This window comes from Leeuwenhoekiella sp. W20_SRS_FM14 (genome assembly GCF_052119605.1).
In the GTDB taxonomy this organism is placed as follows: domain Bacteria; phylum Bacteroidota; class Bacteroidia; order Flavobacteriales; family Flavobacteriaceae; genus Leeuwenhoekiella.
In genome coordinates this window covers 19,271-39,604 of the sequence record NZ_JBGQOK010000001.1, presented here as the reverse complement: position 1 = coordinate 39,604, position 20,334 = coordinate 19,271, and the positions used below count along the sequence as shown (strand labels likewise).

At 36.3% G+C, this 20,334-nt stretch carries 10 protein-coding genes and 1 pseudogene; all 11 read right to left on the bottom strand.

Annotation, left to right across the window (positions count from 1 at the left end):
• Window positions 1-561: 561 nt before the first annotated feature.
• Complete coding sequence (locus ACEN25_RS00150) at window positions 562-984, bottom strand: T9SS type A sorting domain-containing protein (RefSeq protein ID WP_441801094.1); 423 nt, start codon at window positions 982-984, stop codon at window positions 562-564.
• A 150-nt stretch (window positions 985-1,134) separates the two neighbouring features.
• Window positions 1,135-2,883 (bottom strand): annotated as a pseudogene (locus ACEN25_RS00145) (DUF4955 domain-containing protein).
• Between the two features lie 71 nt (window positions 2,884-2,954).
• Complete coding sequence (locus tag ACEN25_RS00140) at window positions 2,955-4,688, bottom strand: beta-N-acetylhexosaminidase (protein WP_441801093.1); 1,734 nt, start codon at window positions 4,686-4,688, stop codon at window positions 2,955-2,957.
• 11 nt (window positions 4,689-4,699) lie between these two features.
• The gene (locus tag ACEN25_RS00135) at window positions 4,700-6,127 is read right to left on the bottom strand and encodes a carbon starvation CstA family protein (RefSeq protein ID WP_441801092.1); all 1,428 of its coding nucleotides are present in this window, start codon (window positions 6,125-6,127) and stop codon (window positions 4,700-4,702) included.
• Window positions 6,128-6,177: 50 nt separating this feature from the next.
• Complete coding sequence (locus tag ACEN25_RS00130; RefSeq protein ID WP_441801091.1) at window positions 6,178-7,938, bottom strand: RagB/SusD family nutrient uptake outer membrane protein; 1,761 nt, start codon at window positions 7,936-7,938, stop codon at window positions 6,178-6,180.
• Between the two features lie 11 nt (window positions 7,939-7,949).
• Complete coding sequence (locus ACEN25_RS00125) at window positions 7,950-11,102, bottom strand: SusC/RagA family TonB-linked outer membrane protein (protein ID WP_441801090.1); 3,153 nt, start codon at window positions 11,100-11,102, stop codon at window positions 7,950-7,952.
• 256 nt (window positions 11,103-11,358) lie between these two features.
• A complete protein-coding gene (locus ACEN25_RS00120) occupies window positions 11,359-14,382 on the bottom strand; it encodes a chondroitinase family polysaccharide lyase (protein WP_441801089.1) in 3,024 nt (1,007 codons plus the stop codon).
• 58 nt (window positions 14,383-14,440) lie between these two features.
• A complete protein-coding gene (locus tag ACEN25_RS00115; protein ID WP_441801088.1) occupies window positions 14,441-15,832 on the bottom strand; it encodes a Gfo/Idh/MocA family protein in 1,392 nt (463 codons plus the stop codon).
• A 57-nt stretch (window positions 15,833-15,889) separates the two neighbouring features.
• A complete protein-coding gene (locus ACEN25_RS00110; protein ID WP_441801087.1) occupies window positions 15,890-17,836 on the bottom strand; it encodes an FAD-dependent oxidoreductase in 1,947 nt (648 codons plus the stop codon).
• A 19-nt stretch (window positions 17,837-17,855) separates the two neighbouring features.
• Complete coding sequence (locus tag ACEN25_RS00105; protein ID WP_441801086.1) at window positions 17,856-18,923, bottom strand: hypothetical protein; 1,068 nt, start codon at window positions 18,921-18,923, stop codon at window positions 17,856-17,858.
• 21 nt (window positions 18,924-18,944) lie between these two features.
• A complete protein-coding gene (gene glmM / locus ACEN25_RS00100) occupies window positions 18,945-20,330 on the bottom strand; it encodes a phosphoglucosamine mutase (RefSeq protein WP_441801085.1) in 1,386 nt (461 codons plus the stop codon).
• Window positions 20,331-20,334: the final 4 nt, after the last annotated feature.

The window sequence follows — 20,334 nt, the reverse complement described above, 5'->3', positions numbered from 1 at the left end:
TAATAATGGAACTCTTGCGCTACTTTATAGGTTTGTCATAACACTGTAAGTTCGTTGATTGAACCTCTTTAGCATGATATTATATCATGTAAAATAAAAAAGCCTGTAATCAATAGATTAACAGGTTTTTGATGCCCACTGTAAAGTAGTTTGTCGGGGTGGCAGGTAATTTGAAAACCTCCTTACCCCCTATTTTTCCTGTATCTAACAGATGAATTACTGGGTCTATTCACCGAATAACTCACTATATTTTAAAGAACATTTAAAATGATCTAATTTGATCGTCTTTGATAGTGTCAAAAGTATAATAAATAATCTAAATCCCTTAAGGATAGTAGGGTTGAGGTCAAATAATCCCAGAAAGGTTTTTTCTCAAATTTAATTTCATAAAGTGTACTACGTCCCTCTCCTACAGGAATAAAGAGCTTTTTATTTAGTGGCTAAAAAATGATGCTTCCTACAAAAACTAAAAAAGTGAACTTTTCCTTACAAATATTATCTGAACTTAATTTAAGCTGAAAACTTTTCACAAATAAAAGAGCCTCATTATTTTTAAGTTAATCAGTTCCGTATCAACTTTAAACTGGTAGTTACCCCAGAATTAGTAATTAATGTAAGCAGGTAGATACCTGTATCTACATTTGATATATCTAGTGTATTATCACCCGTATTTAATGGTATTGATTGCTTAATAACTCGTCCTTGTAAATCATGAATTTTTGCAATTGCAGGTTCTTTTACAGTTAACGTGTAAATTCCGTTGTCTGAAGGATTGGGATATGAACTAGCCTCCACGTAGTTTTTATCAGCAATAGAAAGAGAAGTGTTTCTAGTCCAGTTAATGTTATCAAATGCAATAGCTAATTTTCTAAAATCCTGTCCAGGTTCGGGGGTGCTTGCATTTCTAATGGCGATTACAACATCTCCCTCTATATTAATATCATTAACTTTAAAAATATAAGTACGCTCTCCTGTATGTTGCATAGCTCCCACAACTTCACCATTTACAAGTAATTCTACTTTACGCTCTTCGGTGATGTCCCAAAGATTTTTACATTCAATAGAAAATGAGTTTATACCTCCACTAATAGGATTTGAAGTTATACCGGTAACCCCTTTTTGAAAATAAACTTCTTATGATGCATCTATATAATCAGTTACTCCTTTTGCATTCACATTCCATACAAAACCATTATCTCCTGTGTAGGTCTCACTTCCCCATCCATTTAAAACCAAATTATTTATAGTTTCTGTATAATCTGATTCTCCCACACTGGGATACCACTGTTGTTTTAATTCTTCAAATTCTAAAATTGCAGCATCAATCCAGGCTGGTTTTGTACCTAATCGGTGTTCTAATTGTGCCTCATATAAAGATTCTGGATAGACCTTTGTACCGTTACTTTCTTCATATTTTATATTGTCTTGCAAAAAAGTAGTTTCAGTCCCGTGAAACCCTACAATTATAGGATTTGCTACCACTGCAGCACAATAATTACAAAACATCCAAAAATCATAATCGGTTACAGCCGGACCTTCTTTGCTGAGATTCTAAAGTGTTAATCCCCCCAGATGGTTAGGCAGATATGCTGTAGAACCACCATTACCTACGACATTAAATTCTTGATATACATCAAAAAGGTTAGATCTGGGAAAACTACCGTGAAAATCGATACCTCTACCATAAATAGACTCTACTCGCCAGGCAACAGACCCGGTAGTAGCACCAGACATATTAATCCCATGAAATTGTCCATTATTAGTATTGTCCCAGATAAGACCGGCTAAAGATCTGGATGCTTTAGCTATATCTACGGTACTGTGTCCTCTATTACCATCTAGAAGCAACTCAACAAAAGACAATGCATAACAATCTACCGTAGATGCAATTAATGACACATTTGAAAACCGAGAACGTCTCACCCAACTGTGTGCAGTATTTGTAAGGCGAATAACTCGCCATCCTGCATCGTGTTCATAGTTTTTATGATGAACAAACGGACCTCTAAATTTGGCTTTAAAGTGTATGTCTTCAAAACCCGATTCTTCAATCATATTCCATCCCTCAATCGTCCAGCCGTGAGCAAATTTTATATCATTTATAAATTCGTCTTTAAAATAAACTTTGTTTCCTGTGATATGATCTATCTCGTGAAACTCTTTTGCTTCTACTCCGGTTTGATTAATACTCGTCCATATACTATTTAACGGGGTTTTACCGTCAAGATACAGATTATTGGCGGCTGTATTAGGAGCCATATACAGGCGCACATACTTATAACCATTTAATACACTTACATCATCTACAGTTACATAATTAGTTCCTTTGTCACTGTCTGCAGTAAGGTTAGCAGGAGCTGAAGCATTTTCCGGAGTTACAAATTGAAACATAGGGTTACACTCCCATTCCCCTGTCATTCCCGGCTCTTGAGCCATTACATTTTGCATAGTAATTACCGTGCCTCCTTGTCCTGAGCCACTGCCCTTTAAAACAATGTGCGAACCACCAATTACTATTGACGCATCATTGCCAGCAGTGGCATTGACAATAAATTCACCTTTAGGAAAAAACACAACCCCACCCCCAGAATTTTCTGCAGCAGTAATTGCTGCTTTAATAGCAGCTACATCAGATAAATCATCATTTGCAATTGCACCATAATCGGTAACATCATATACAGGAGCATTGCTATCTGGTATGGCTTCTTCTCCCAGTTTATAGCCTGCATAACTATAGTTTGGCAAATCCGGAACTTCTGAATCATTGATTTCCCCAATGTATTTTTTCCAGATTTGAGGTGTTTCCTGAGCAGTTAAACCGGTTGTGCAACACAAACTAGTAACCACAGAAAACAGTAGATAATAAATAGTTTTTTTGTACATAATGATGATTTTATAGAGAGCTGATTATACCTTCATAAATTAAAATTGAGCGCGTTGAAAGGTTTAATTACTTAATTAAAAACATGTTTTGCGTAATTAAGCTCACGCGATTCATAGTTTTTCTTAAACTTAGTTAGGCGAGTTAAAAACTCTTCATAATTTTTCTCTTGGTCTTTAGGTGACCATGCAACCTCAGCTAACGCAGTCATTCTAGGTAATAACATGTATTCTGCATAGTCTGGAGTACTTATATATTCAGTCCATAAATTGGCCTGAATGCCCAAAATATTTTTTTGCTCCTCTTCTGACAGTTCGGCTGGGATAGGTTCAAAAGTGTATACATCTTTAACCGTATTAGGACCTCTTCCTCCTATTGTTAAAGGTTCGTTTATGGTATCGTTTACTTGATAATAATCAAAATAATAGGGCTCTCGGGGTGTCATAATAACGTCCTGACCTAGTTTTGCTGCTTCTATGCCACCAGTCACTCCACGCCAAGACATAACCGTAGCATTAGGTGCTAACCCACCTTCGAGAATTTCGTCCCAACCTATAATCTTCTTTCCTTTTTTATTTACAAAAGCCTCCATATGATGAATGAAGTGACTTTGTAAACCTTCTTCGTCTTCGAGCTCTAATTGTTTAATTTTTTGCTGACAATCTGAACAGCGTTTCCAATTATCTTTTAAACATTCATCACCACCTATATGTATATAAGCAGACGGAAACAACTCCATCACTTCGCTTAGCACATTTTCGTAAAATGTATAGGTGCTTTCCTTGCCTGCGCATAGCACATCCGATTTTATTCCCCACGATTCCTGTACCACTTTATGCACTCCTGCATCCATTTTTTCTTTGGTCTTGTCAGAAATTATATTGTCATTCATTTTAGTTTTCTCTTCAGGAAAACAACTTAAAAATGGATAAGATGCGATTGCTGCTCCATTATGACCCGGCATATCTATCTCAGGGATAATTGTAATATGTCGTTGTGTTGCATAGTGTACAACTTCTCGTATTTGCTCCTGGGTATAAAAACCACCGTGCTTTATATTATCGCTTTCTTCACCGGGTGTTCTACCTATTTCGGTACCATTACGCCATGCACCTACTTCGGTAAGTTTTGGGTACTTTTTAATCTCGATTCGCCAGCCTTGATCTTCGGTTAAGTGCCAGTGAAACGTATTCATTTTATGTAAAGCAATTAGATCAATAAATTGTTTTACAAAGGCTACATCATAAAAATACCGTCCCGTATCTAGCATCATTCCGCGATAAGCAAAACGTGGGGCATCGGTAATTTTTACTGCCGGAATAAGTTGGTGCTTGTTACCGTCTATTTCTTTTTCTAGTATGAGTTGACATAGTGTTTCTACCCCATAAAAGAGTCCTTTTGTAGTTTTCGCTTTAAGCGAAATAGTATCATAATTTACTACTAGTATATAACCTTCTTCTTCGCTAACCTCTTCTGAAAGTGCCAATACAATACGATGTTTATTATTTTCTACATCTTTAGCAGGTGTAATAGAAAGTGCGGCAGTATTATTAATAATTTCTGCTAGATAATTTGCCTCATTAGTTGCTGATGCAGCTGCCTCAATCACGGTATTCTCATCTAAGATAAAAGCACCCTGCTGTGGTGTAATTTGTTGAGGAGCAGGAATAATTGCATAGGCATCCTCTTCTAATTTGAGGGACTTATAAGCATCATATTCATTAGAATTACAGCTATAGAGAAGTATACTTATAAGTATAAAAGCACCATATCGTGTAGCGGTAGTAATCTTGTTAAAATTTATCATAGCATTATCTTTTAAATATGTTTATAGGTATTTATTTTTCGCAACGCCAGGATTGCTATTATTAGGGTGAAAGAGGCACCCAAAATGTAAGAAAGTGTATTGTCTAGCTGTAACCCTTCGGGAGCTAGTAGAATATAGCTGCTACATACAAGTGTCATAAAAACTGAGGGAATGAATACAAACCAATAGTTTTTTTTGCATTGTGCCAGGTATATGGTAATCATCCAGAGCACCATCGTTGCCAGCGTCTGATTACTCCAGGCAAAATAGCGCCATATTACATCAAAGTTTACTTGCGTTAAGAGTATCGCAATTGCGAAAATCCCAAGGCTCAACAACAGTCTGTTTTTCACCTTTTTTTGATCAAACTTAAATGAGTCGGCAAGAATTAATCGTGCAGATCTAAAAGCTGTATCACCAGATGTTATAGGAGCTATAACGATACCGATAAGTGCTAAAAATCCACCGTATTTACCCAGTAAATTGCGGGTAATCTCATTTGCCGCCCAGGCAGCATTGTTATCATTTGCATACATCGCCTCGTTTAATCCCGGTACTCCTCTAAATACGACCATTGCTGCAGCTGCCCATATTAAGGCAACAATACCTTCGGTAATCATCGTACCGTAAAAAACGCTTCTTCCTTGTTTTTCATTAGTCATACACCGCGCCATTAATGGAGATTGCGTAGCATGAAAACCTGAAATAGCCCCACAACTAAAAGTTATAAAAAGCATGGGAAATATAGGCGTATCTTCGGGTTGCAACGTCCCATTTTTAAATTCAGATAAGGTAAGCTCAGGAATAGAATAATCATTTATGAGTAGTGCGCCAAAGAGTCCCAACGCCATAAGAACCATAGCAACTCCAAAGAGTGGGTAAATCTTACTGATGATTTTATTTATGGGTAGAATGGTAGAAATTATATAATAAGCTAAAATGATGCCTATCCACATTTGTATTCCCAGTGCATGGGCAGTCATCCCATCTATAATTTTTGCAGGACCAACTACAAATACAGTACCTACAAAAATTAGAAGAATGAATGAAAATATTCTTACCAGGTATTTACTTTTAACTCCCAGATAAACTCCAACGACTTCGCTAATGCTTAAACCCTTATTACGCAAAGACAGCATTCCCGAAAAATAATCGTGTACACCACCTGCAAAAACACTACCTAGTACAATCCATAAAAAGGCAGACGGACCGTACATAGCGCCAGTTATGGCCCCAAAAATGGGGCCTAAACCAGCAATATTTAGAAATTGTATTATAAATATACGCCATCTGGGTAAAGGCATATAGTCCACATCATCTCTTAATGTTACAGCAGGAGTAGCTGCATTTGTATCTATATCAAAAATGCATTCTACAAGTTTGCCATAGGTAAAATAACTTATCACCAAGACTACTATTGCAATACAAAAAGTTATCATAGATGATTTTTTTAACTAAGAGATTGTACTATCAGCTTAACTGACAATGATTAGTATCCTGAATTTTGAGTTAGATTTGGATTTAACAAACGATCTTCTTCGGGAATTGGAAATAAATATTGACGCTCAGGAAATGTAATTACATTAAGTGTACGGCAATATCCTGCGTTAAGAAGTCCTGTAAAATCCGGTAAGCCATCTTCATCTATTTCTGGTGTTTCACCCCAGAACCATAAATCTTTATCTACCAGGTCACTCATTAACGGACCGCTAGGAGCAACATCTGTATTTGCATCTGCAGTAACATTTAGCAAGCCATAAGTAAAGCCTGTAAGCGCTTTTTCTGCCAGTTTCCATCGTATTAAATCCATATAGCGACGTCCCTCAAAAGCTAGTTCTGCTCTACGTTCATTACGCACTTTATAACGCAACTCTTCTTGATTTGTCGTTGTAATTTCTGGATTTACAAATGATGAGTTTGCATAGGCTCTGTCTCTTACAGCATTTAAAGCTTCTAGTACCGATTGATCTATCTGGTTAAGTTCAATTTTTGCCTCTGCATACATGAGCAATACATCTGCATAGCGTACAATAATTAGGTCTGGATCTGTTCTGTAATCTTTCCAGTCTTTGGTAACTCCTTTTTTAAACACAAGACCGTTAAAGGCCGCAAATGCACCTATTGAACGAGTATCTTGGTTACGCACATCTACATTATTCTCATAATCACGCACTAGTTTTGCTTCAGGATGTGGGTTGTACTCGATATCCATAAAGTTTGACCCTGAGTCTGGCGCAAGACCATCTCCATCTTCTAGTGAGCCAAAAGGAGCTATCGTAGCTAATAATCTTGGATCACGGTTTTTAAAAGGATTTTGCGGATCGAATAACGGAGACTCATCTATAGGCAACCCATCTGTACATTCATATGAAGCAAGAAGTTCCCAAGTAGGATTACGACCTGCATACCCCCCGTGATTACGTGGTAAAAAGTCACGTACATTGTCATTTCTAATGATATTTAAATCGGTATTACGAGGAATATGGAATATGGTTTCTACCGAATTTTTTGTAGTAGGGGCAAAAAGCTCTGCATAATTGGGATACAATTCATATTCATCAAGATCCATACAATTTTGTGCAGCTGCAGCGGCAATTTCATAATCACCCATATACAATGCTAGACGAGCTTTCATTGCATAAGCTGCACCTTTAGTAGCATATTTTAATCCATTATAAGAGACCGGCAAATTTGCAGCTGCATTATCATAATATTCATAAAGCTTTTGCTTTATAGTCTCTTTTGATGTACGTTCTACTACAAAAGACTCATCTACTGTAAGCTCTTCTTCATAAAAAGGCACATCGCCAAAATGGGTGATCAAATAGCTATAAAAAGAAGCCCGTAAAAAGTTTGCTTCTCCCATAAATTGACTAGCCTCAACCTCATTAAGAACGGTTTGATTTTCCAGTTGATTTACAACTTTAAGTACACGAGCAATCCCTTTGTATAGGTTAGACCAGTCTGTATTAGACTTTGCATACTCTGAAGATATATTTCCTGCTTTTACAGCATTGAGTACATCACGGCGTTGCCAGTCATCATCCATCCCTTCATAAACCTCATCTAGTGGCCAGAAAACCTCTCGGTACCCCTCATTAAGTGATTGTCTAAATTGATCTTTGCTTTGATACCAGGTAGCCGAACTTGCTGCATCCTGCTGTACAAGATCTAACTCGGTACAGGAGTTAAGAAGCAAACCTCCTAATATTAAAAACGTATAATAGGTATTGAATATATATTTTCTCATCTCTGTAATTTTTAGAAGTTAGCTTTTAAGCCTAAAATGAATGATTTGGTAATTAAGTACCCGCTTTGTTGTTCTGGGTCTATACCGTCTGGAAGGCTGTCAAACGTAAAAAAGTCATTTCCTGAAGCAAATATGCGTAAGCTTGTAAATGGTGCATTAGGTATTGCACTGCCTGATAAAGTATAACCCAGTGTGATATTCTTTATACGTGTATAGGCGCCATTTTTAAGCCAGAAATCAGAAAAACGATAGTTGTTACTAGAAGAACTTTCTGATAATCTAGGATATGTAGCATTTGCATTTTCTGCTGCAGTATTATACTCGCTATAATAATTACCATCATAGATTGTATTTACCGCTTGCCAGTTATATAAAAATGGACGTATGTAATTTTGAGCCAAATAAAAACTTTGTTTTCCTACACCTTGTACCGTTAAACCAAAATCAAAATTTTTGTATTTAAGATTTAAAGTACCTCCGTATTGATAGCGTGGCAAAGAACCTCCCAGATACTGTTTGTCTAGCTCATTAATAACTCCATCTGGCACACCGTCTGGACCACTTATATCTTTATAGCGTACATCACCTGGTCGTACTGACGCACTGGTAACAGCAGAGTTATCTACTTCTTCTTGGGTTTGATAAATACCATCAGATACATAACCGTACCAGGTTCTAAACTCTTGTCCTTCTTCTGAAATTACATTACCAGATATTAAACGTTTTCCGTTAATGTCTCCTACAATAGATTTAGAATCAAATACATTAGCAGAAACGGAATATTGTAAATCTCCTATTGCATTTTTATAAGAAAGTGCAAGTTCCCAACCTTTTGTATTCATACTACCCACATTAACAGTAGGATCTTCATAACCTATTAATGAAGGAATACTTAAATTAAGTAACATATCATCTGTATCCTTTATAAAATAATCTGCTGTAATAGAAAGTGAATTATTAAACATCGACAGGTCTAGACCTATGTTTTTTGAAATAGTCGTTTCCCAAGTCACATCTTCAACTGCAAGAAAACGCTGTGCTGCAGAACGTACAGCTTCTGCATTGCTTCCGTTTGCAATTAATGCGTTACTAAACTGCAACACAGATAAGTATAAGTAATTACCTAGACGATCATTACCTAGTGAACCATAAGAACCACGTAGTTTAAGAAAAGAAATAGTCTCACCTAACGGACTCATAAATTTTTCGTTTGATAGTACCCATCCTGCAGAAACAGAGGGGAAAGAACCCCAACGGTAATCTTTACCAAATCTTGATGAGCCATCACGCCTTACATTTGCCTGTAAATAATACGTATCATTATAATTGTAAGCCATTCTTCCAAAGTATGAGATATAGGCATTCTCTGAAATTGTAGAACCGTTATCAAAAACTCCATCTATAGGCGCCTGGCTTAAATAAGGATAATCTGCACTTACAAATTGATTACCACGCACACTTAAAGTTTCATAATCTGCATCAAATTCCTCGTAACCCAAAACTCCACTTAATGAATGCTTACCAAAATCTTTATCATAATTAACAAGGGCTTGTGTTGTTAAAGTGTTGTCATTTGTTCTGTTTTCCAGCAAGTAATTTTGACTTGCATTGTGTCCCGAAATATAAGCAGGTACTCCAGTTTGATTAGGATCATCAAAATCATAATAAGGAATCGCTTTATTAAAGAATTTGTATTTATTAAAATTGAAATTTGGCGCAATATTCACCGATAATTTTAAATAATCTGTAGGCTTATAATACGCTCCAACTTTACCATAAAACAAATATGATTTACTTGTTTGAAAACCTCCATTTTGTAAAATAGCATATACATTTTCGCCAGATTTGCCACCAGCAAGTCTTCCATCTTCCCATATAGCCGGATAATTTGGACCAGAATTTAAAGCCAGATCAGTAGGATCTATAACAGGATTATTATTTGTAGTAAGCTTTAACGCAAAATCTACATTTGCACCTATTTTTTCTGAAATCTTAATATCATTATTTATACGTGCGGTATAGCGTCTCCAGTTGCTGTGATCATACAAAGCATCTTGATACTCATACCCCATAGTAAGACTAGACTTAATTTTTTCTGAACCACCACTTACTGCAATATTGTGTCGGTAACCATAAGAAGCATCATTTAAGATAAGATCTTTCCAGTTTGTATCTGGATACTGATCTGGATTTGCAAGATGATTTGCATCATAATTTGCAATAAAATCTGCAGCCCATGTTGGATCTTCTACTCCGGTATTTCCGTTATCATTCCAAGCTTTTTCGTTATCCATTTCAAAATAACGGGTAACCCCAACATTTTTACGGTTTTCAGTAGGTGTATTCATTATAAATTCTCCATTATAAGAAACTTTATAAATACCTTCTTTACCACGCTTTGTAGTGATAATAATTACACCAGCAGCAGCACGTGACCCATACATTGCAGATGAAGCACCATCTTTTAATACAGAGATACTTTCTATCTGATCTGGATTTACATCGTTAATATTATCTACCGGCACATCATCAACTAAAATTAAAGGCGAACTGTCTCCTTGTAAAGTGGTTATACCTCGAATATTAATTGTATTACCTGCACCTGGAGCACTGCTGCTTCGAGTAACACTTACCCCGGCTATAGCTCCTTGTAATGCATTAGATACATTTGTTACATTTCTAGAAGTAATATCATCCCCTTTTACAACACTTATAGAACCTGTAATATCTTTTTTAGATTGAGTACCATACCCTACCACTACAACTTCCTCAAGACTTGATACATTTTCTTCAAGTTTTACCGAAATAGTTTTTTGACCATTTACAGGTATTTCTTGTGCTAAAAAACCAACGTAGGTAACTTTAATTACTGCATCATCAGCTGATAGATTTAAACTAAATTTTCCGTCAAAATCAGTTTGTGTACCAGAAGTAGTTCCTACTTCCATAACCGTTGCTCCAGGTAATGGCATCCCAGTGTTATCGAGCACAGTTCCAGAAATTAAAAAAGATTGTACCTCGTTTTGAGAATTATCTTTTTTAGAATCTGCAAATACTTGACTTTGGCAAACAAGCAATAGCAGACCCATTAATACATAATGAACAGGAAATTTGAATTTGAAGAAATTTGCTTTGAGACAATTCCGTATTGCAGGTTGATTCATAATTATTGATTTTAGATTTGTATTCGTGTTTCTTTAGATTATTTGATGTATTTGTTTTCGTATTCTCAAGGTTTATAAAGAGTAGATTATGATTCCTTGCCCAAAATATCAACAGCTACTTTGTTAATATTTTACTAATCTACTAATAATTTTTCAATTATGTGTTCGAACACATTATTTTTTTGTAATTTTTATTTAACATATCGTTATCGCACTAGTTAATTTTTAAATATAATTTTTTGGGACTATAGTAATGTTAATAGTTCTTCACAAAAATGTAATCGTAAGTTTTACCGTGTGTTGAATTCACATGTACAATGGTGTGCTTCTTACTATATTCTATAGACACCTCTTTAGTTTTATTTACAATGTTCCATTTTCCTTTTAGATTAAATTTTAAAGGTAAAGGATGGCTCAATCCATTAGTATAATCACCCGTTTTATCATAAAAATTAAGATCGGGCTGTACAATATTAATTTGTCGGGTTTTTTTATCTACCTCTTTAATTAGTATTAGTGATGGTAAACTAACTTTTTGCAACAACTCCTCTTTTAAATCTAAACTGGCATCGTAAATTGCATATCCGGTAGATTGTGAGATTTTATCATAAACAATATGTGCCTGATTATCTGCTCTTTTTATTTTAAAACTAACATCTTTAAAGGCTTCTGTTTGTATACTTTTTATTCGCTCTTTACTTATAAAAGGATAAATGACATATTGATAATTTGCCTGTTGTGGTGCTTTCCCATGATTAATCCAGGCAACGGCATAATCTCCTTCTGTTTCTTTAACCCCATTTCCTTTAGGGTTCATTTTCCCTGTATTGATTGAATATTTATTATGATATGATTGTTGATGACCTTGTTTTAAATGTACCGAGTTATCTGAAAGTATGTGATAAGCATTTCCAAAAGAATCTATCAACCAGTCTTTTTGTTTTGAGGTTTCCCAATGCTTATCTATAGGCGATTTATCTAGTGTACCTGTGTATTTGCTAAAAGGCTGTTGTATAGCATACTCAAGGTTGTTTTGAAACAATACCGTTTCTACATCATGATTTGCATCTACACTTGAGATATCACTTCCTATACAGATTAATTTATCTCCAAAAGAAAACACCGATTTATGTGCTTTCAATTTTCCTGAAAATCCATATGCTCCGCGTTGTCCATCAGCATTAGAACCCCTGCTTTCATCAAGAATCATTGCAAAAACCCCATTATCATCTTGCTGTACTGCTCCTGCAAAAGTTTGATTTGATTTAAACATCAACAATGATAAATCTGACTCTAATTTATCTAACGGAAGATTTATAATCGTAGCTCCGGGATACCGATTCCAATCCCAGCCTAACTGACTGTACCCACTTTGCTCCTCGCCTTTTTCAGATAGTAATTGAATGGTTCCATTTGCAGGGTATCTTCCATATCGATTAGAAGCAATATAAATTTCTGATGCCCATACATACTTACTGTAACCTTTTAGTATTGCAGCCCAAGTATTGCGACGATGTATCGCCGTAGCAGCATAGGGTAATGTATGATATCCCGGTAGCTGCTCTGGTTTTAAATTATAGTGGTTTGTCAAAACCTCTTTATTTTTAGCATCTTCATTTCCCCAAAGTCTTAAATAAGCACTCCCAAAATCTGCATCAACCTTAGCGGTATGCTCAGGATTTCCCGAAAAAACCATATCCAGAAATTGAGGTTGTAAAAATTCAATCGAGTTATCTTCTAGCGGATGTCTTCCCGCATTAGCAAATCCAAAATCATAGGTATTGCTATATAAACGTGTAGTTAAAAGTGCTTTTTTAAAGTTTTTATGACCTGCAGTTCCTATCTGAAAATGCGTGCCGGCAAGCGTTCTAAATACTTTTGGTAAGTTTTTAAAAGCGCCCATACCATATGCTGGGTAATGTCCGCCGTGATGCCAGGAAGTACCATCTACCTTAAAAACTCCATGTACATCATCCTGAGCCAATGTGATAGACATATACTTACTATAATGCTCAAGCAATGCGGCTATTTGCTCAGGGTCTGTACGCATATAAATAATCATTAAATGATAAAATGACTGTGTATTGAAGTAATCAATATTTGCAACAAAATCCTTTTCATCTGCCAAGATTTTACCCAAATTAAAAACCCATTGCATACTTGCTCCTACATCATTAAGTAACTGCGCATCTTCAAGAGGTTTTCTCATAATAAAAAAAGCTACAGCAATATCTTCAAGGCTATAACCTATATGATGTCGAGTACCTCCAGAAGCTCCTGCCTGCCATCCCTGATCTAAAAAATAGCGTGTTGCTGTAGTAAAATAATCGGCTATTTTAGCTTGAGTTACAGCATCAGACACACTATAAATTTGTGCCAATTGTAACATAATCTGACCAAATCGATGCACCTCAATATAATCCTCATCATATTTAGGGGTTTCGTCAAAATAAGTCTCACTATTTCTAAAGGTTATAGGTCTGCCTTTAATAGTTTCTCCTTCTACAAGCGCTAGTTTCTGATAAACTTGAGTAGCATATGCTAATTTATCATCTAGTGTATCTGCACTTTTTAAACGAGCTTGTAAACGCGCTTCAATAGTATCAAGTTCAGCTTGTCTGGATTGTGATAAACTCTTAACGGGCAATTTTAATAAATTGTCATAATAGGCTAAAGACGGCATCCAATGATCACGCTCGGGGGCGAAATTTTTCTTTATAAAAGGAACTAAAAAATCTGGATAAGCATACCGATCATCTTGATATTGAGAGAACACCAAATCGTCTAGAAAAACACGTCCTTCAACTACATCGATTGCTTGAATTTTAAAAGAGGTAAATTTAATTTGAGTATTGGGTTGTGGAGCATTCCCTTGCATTTCATAAAATGGCACCCATACGGTGCGCCAACCAGTAAAGTTAAGCGGTATATCAAACCAAACTTCTTCTTGATTTGCTTGATCTCCATAAGATATACGCAAACTACCGGCTTGAATTTGTTCGTTATAAATCGATAAAACTACTGTAGGGCTGTTTGGAAAATAATCTCCATAAGCCAACGGACTTTCAGCTTCAGATAAAATTTTAAAATTATGGGTTTGTAAATAGCTCGACTTTTTAAAATCCCATTGCAATGATTTTTTGCCAAAATGATAATGCGTATCGCTTAGCGCTATCTTACTGTTTGCATCTTTATCAAATTGTAATAATACTTCTGGATTCTCAAATTGAAGTTTTACAGGAGTTGTATCCTGAGCATAAAGCCCAGGATTACACTCCATAAGGATTAAGAATAAAAAGCCAAATAAAAAACTATTCTTAAACATATAAAATAAGTTGTTACTTAAAATTCACAGATGTATTACCAGCACCTTTTAAGCCTATATCTACAGGTTCATTAGTTTTCCAGTTTCCTCGTGTAAAATCTGGTACATCTACAGAGTTAGATCTATTTGCAACACTATACTCACTTAGGGGAGTTATAGCGCTCCATAAAGCAGCATCATATACATCTTGATCGAGCGGTAATCCATTACGAAGACAATCTATAAGGCGCCAGTCCATAATAAAATCCATACCACCGTGTCCTCCAATCTTTTTGGCTAGCTTTCCTACTTTTTTTACAATTTCGGGTGTGTACTTATCTTCTACTCCACTCATTTCTTTATCGGTAAGCCAGATGTCGTTTACCGCAATTTTTCCCGGGGTTGGCCACTTTTGGGCGAATGCCTTTGTACCGCTAATCATATGTATACGTGAGTAGGGTCTTGGCGAACTCACATCATGTTGCACCATAATACTTCTACCCTTTTTAGTCTTTATAAGGGTGGTATTGATATTGCCTCTAAAATTTTTATTGGCATAATCAGAAAAAAATGGATCTGTTTTTGCACGATTTTTAGCACGTTGCTGCATATCAAAATCTGCCGATGACAAAGAGTTTAGATAATCCATTTGATCACCCCGATTTATATTCATAATCTGGCATACAGGTCCTAGACCATGTGTAGGATATAAATTACCATTACGGGTAGCGTTTTCTTCCAATCGCCACATGTTTTGATACCCGTTTTCTTTATCAAAATTAAGATCGAGCAGGTTGTGAATATATGCGCCTTCGCCGTGTATGATATCGCCAAAATAGTTTTGACGCGCCATATTAAGCGTTAGTAACTCAAAGAAATCATAGCAACAGTTTTCTAGCATCATACAATGCTTTTGCGTACGCTCTGAAGTTTCTACCAGTTCCCAGGCTTCATCAATTGTTTTGGCAGCTGGTACTTCTACAGCTACATGCTTACCGGCTTCCATCGCATAAACAGCCATAGGAGTATGCCAATCCCAGGGTGTAGCGATGTATATTAAATCTATATCATCGCGATCTACCATTTCTTTCCAGGCATAGGCGCTGCCGTAATACAAATCAGGTTCGTGCTTGGTATCTTTTAATAATTCTTTAGATTTTAAAACACTTTTTTCGCGCAAATCACATAAGCCTTTTATAGAAACTCCTTCTATTAAACTCATGCGCTTTACCGCTCCAGGTCCACGCATTCCCAGCCCTATAAAACCTATACGAACCTCATCAATTTTTGGTGCTGCAAAACCAGACATATTAAAAGAGGAAATACCCGGGTTTAAACGTTTAGAATTTTGCAATGATAAATCAGCTTCTGCAGACCATATATTTCCTCCCATTAGGCCTACTGCACCTATAGAGGTTAACTTCATGAATTTTCTTCGTTTATTTTCCATTTTAAAGGGCTTTATATTTTAACTATATATTTATTAAATCTGGTTTTCGCGGTAGCAACGCACTTCAAATAATCTGGCTAGTTTATCTCCATGAGTTTTACTTACCGTAATGCGTAATGCCTTTACCTTAAGATCATCAAAACTGTGACTAGCTAGACGCAAAAAGTTATTTTCTACCTCTATAATTTTTTTAGCTCCGTTGCTGGTTTCTGCTTCTATGGTATAGCTTTTAATCGTTTCGGGTTGTGGTCCGCGCACCTGATCATTATAAACCCAATCTTGTGGAGACATGCGTAAAAATCTATCAAGACCTGTGTCAAACGTAAGCTGAATATGATTAAGCGTTACCGCCTTTTTCCAGGACAGTTCAATCCACTGTGAGCCTCCTTCTAGCGAAGCACGCCATTGATGTACTTTGCCATCTGCTATGTCTCTGTTTATCCCGTCAATTATTTTTGAAGCAGTACCATCCTGAGTTTCAGAAGAACTTTTTACTTTAGCATTCTTAGCCAAATCATTTTTATCTTCATTACGTATTCCTAGAATTGCTTGATCTTGCTTAAGTAGCAATTGCTGAAATTTAAACATTTGCTCTGCGGTAGTTGCTAAGCTAAGCGGAGTTAATTTATGGTTTAAACAATATGCCATTGCTGTACCTACTGCCTGCCCTAAAGTTGCACAAGTTGCCATAACACGTGTAGATGATAAGGCTACGTGAGATACACTAATATTTCTGCCTGCAAATAATAAATTCTCAATATTTACACTAAAAAGTGATCTAAACGGTATCGAATAAGGTTCTTTTAACGGGATAGAAACATAAGGTACATCACCTGTAGTATCCATTCCTCCCGGCGGATGATCATCAAGTGGCCATCCTCCATAAGCTACTCGGTCTTCAAACAGTGTGGCCGCCTGTATATCTTGTTGTTTCATAATATAAGGACCTACAATACGACGACTTTCGCGCTTACCAGGAATCATACCTACCCATGATAATGCCCAGTTTGCAGATTCTGGATGATTACCCGAATTTTTTATATAATCCCATACTCCAAACAAGGTTGCCAGTAAATCGTGCCTGTTTTGCTGACCGTCACTAATTATATCTATAGCTCCACCAAGTTCTAACCACCAGTACCCATACTCATAAGAACCTATATTACGATGTACAAAATCCTTAGTTGTGTATTTACGAGCCCAACTAGGTGGTGTATAAGGCATCTCTTCCTCATGAGGTTGTGCCATAAACAGGATACTGTTACCCATTGTTTTTTGATCTGCAACATCTACAGCCAATGACTCATCAAAAGTTGATTTTGCTTCGCGACCCCGCATACACTTTGCTCCGGTTTTTGCAGCAAGTGAACCATCACCTGTACAGTCTGTAAAATAGGTAGCGGTTATTTCTGAAATTTCTTCGGTAGGAGAACAGATTCCCCATATTTTCTTAATAGTATTATTACTTACTTCTGCATCGTAAAATGCTGTATCTAACAGTAGAGTTATATTAGGTTCAGAAACTATTTTATCATACAATACAAAGTCCCACATTTCATAAGAGCGCTGAGGGTTTGTTACCGCTTCTGTTAAAACCAGCTCTTCAAGAATACCTGTTTCTCGCCATACTTGTTTAAGCTGACTAGCTCCAGAGATATGCATTCTTATCTCACTACTGGCATTACCTCCCAGTCGTGAACGATCTTGCATTAAAAGTACTTTTTGACCGTTACGCGCTGCGGCCAATGCTGCACAAATACCAGACATTCCACCGCCTACGATACAAACATCTACGTTGTAAGTAACTTTAGTATAAGCTTCCGTTTTTGAAAGAAATTCACCTCTATTAATCGTATTGTTATCTCCATCAAAGGAGAACTCGCTGTTATTTGCAGCAAATAAAGTACTTATAGGACCTCCCAGAGCAACGGCTCCTGACCCTATACCTAATGTTTTTAAAAACCCTCTTCTCTTATTCATACTGTTATTTTTAAACCGTTTATTCAGTTTTACTTTTTAATAATTCGTTAGCAAATGGAGCAAACGTATTGTTAGTTTCTGCAGCTATTTTTTGTAATGTTTCTATTTCTTTATGGCTGAAATGGGCAATATTATTTTTTAGAATTGAGGTTAATTTTTTAAACTGACTCTTTTCTAAACTAACGTATTGATCTAATAAAACAGCAGTATTTGAAGCACTCAGCTGTGTAGCACTCAAGCCGTTTAATATTTCATTTTGCATTTCAAAACCAGTAGTTGCAAGCAAGCTTATAAGTTCTTTTTGTAGGGATGCATCCAGCCACATTTCTTGAGTGATTTTCGCAATTGCGAAATAAGGAACGTAATCTATACCGTCTTTTGCAAGTTGTATTAAAACTTTAGGGTAAATGTTACTAGTTGTATCAAGATTTCGCAATGCATAAAGTTGTAAATCTTTACTAGAAGAATGTGCCATTTTTAATAAAACAGCTTCATTACTATGTGCTATAGTATAAGCTTTAATTTTATCTGCCAAAGTACCGTTTACAATATTCCATAAGGTATGTGTACTATAAACTGCTCCCGGCACCACACTACTTTTTAAAGCAGGATAGGTTGCCCCTACCACAGCATCTATTAATGGAGAATACAAGGTTTTACTCTTATCGACTAAATCATCCGGATTATAATTAGCAAGTGGCGAAGTTTTATCTGCTAAAATCTTACGGAGTTTACTGTGATCTTCAGCAGTAAAAAGCTCGTGCTCGTATTTTGTAAAAGGATCTGAAGCTACCTCTTTATAGTTAACGAAGTTGCCTAATAAATCCCAATACAAATGTACTTTGAGATCGTAACAAATTCCTTCTTCACAGACTGGGGTTTCGATATAACTATAATATTGATCGGGCAAAGAGTCATTATCATAAATAAGATCAATTTCCACAGGAATAGAATCTTTTATAAAAGCTTTTATAACGGCTTTATCAACTTTATCATTAAAAAATAACGGTTCTGTATATGCGCTCATATATATAGCCGTACTTATCAAAAGAAGTAAAGCCAGTAAACGTGATATATAGAAGCGCATATTTTGCAATGTGGTAGCTTTTTAAATTAAATCTGTTATCGTTTTTATCATCAATTGAGCAAGTTCTTCTGCTTGTTTTGGTGAAGCACTCTCTGCATAAATGCGTACAATAGGTTCTGTATTGGATTTACGCATATGCACCCACTCTTTATTTTTAAAGATTATTTTAGTCCCGTCGATTGTATTAACTTCTTCGTTGGCATAGACCTTTTGTATCTGCATTAATAATGCATCAATATCTGTAGCTGCAGGTAACTCTAATTTCTCTTTGGCTATAAAAAATGCAGGATAAGAATTACGTAATTCTTTACAGCTTTTTCCGGTTTCGGCGAGATGCGATAAAAACAGAGCAATACCTACCAAAGCATCACGTCCATAATGTGATTCGGGGTAAATAATACCTCCATTCCCCTCTCCACCTATTACCGCTTCCACTTCTTTCATCTTGGTAACCACATTTACTTCACCTACTGCGCTGGCAAAATAAGGTTGGTCATAGCCTACAGATACATCATTAAGTACGCGTGTTGAAGACAAATTAGATACTGTAGTTCCCGGTGTTTTACCTAGAATATAATCAGCACAAGCTACGAGTGTATATTCTTCCCCAAACATAGTCCCGTCTTCATTTACAATAGCCAACCTATCTACATCTGGATCTACCACAAATCCTAAATCTGCTTGCTCCTCAACTACACGTTTAGAAATAGCTGTTAAATGTTCTGCCAGGGGCTCAGGATTATGTGGGAAATGTCCCGTAGGCTCACAGTACAATGGTATACAGGTCACGCCTAATCGTTCTAATAACGCAGGGATAGCGATTCCTCCCGTAGAATTTACGGCATCGACCACAACCTTAAAATCTTTGGCTTTTATTGCTTCAACAGCAACGTGTTCTAAAGCCAATACTTCATCGATATGCGCCTCAATTGCATTCGTATTTACAGAATAACTACCTAAATCATCTACTTCAGCAAAATCGTAAGCCTCTTTCTCAGCGAGTGCTATAATTTTACTTCCTTCTTCAGCATTTAAAAATTCGCCTTTATGATTAAGTAATTTTAAGGCATTCCATTGTTTGGGATTATGACTTGCGGTTACAATTATTCCCCCATGTACCCCTTCTCTTACGACCGCTAGTTCTACTGTAGGTGTGGTAGATAGTTCTAAATCTATCACATCTATTCCCAGCCCTAGTAATGTGTTGCTGATTAATCCGCTTACCATACTACCAGACAAACGGGCGTCACGACCTATTACTATTTTTATTTTTTGGTTTGTATTCTCAGCTTTTAACCAGGTACCGTAAGCTGCTGCAAATTTTACAGTGTCTAGAGGTGTTAAGTTATCACTCGTAGCACCGCCTATAGTACCTCGTATTCCCGATATTGATTTTATTAATGTCATTGTT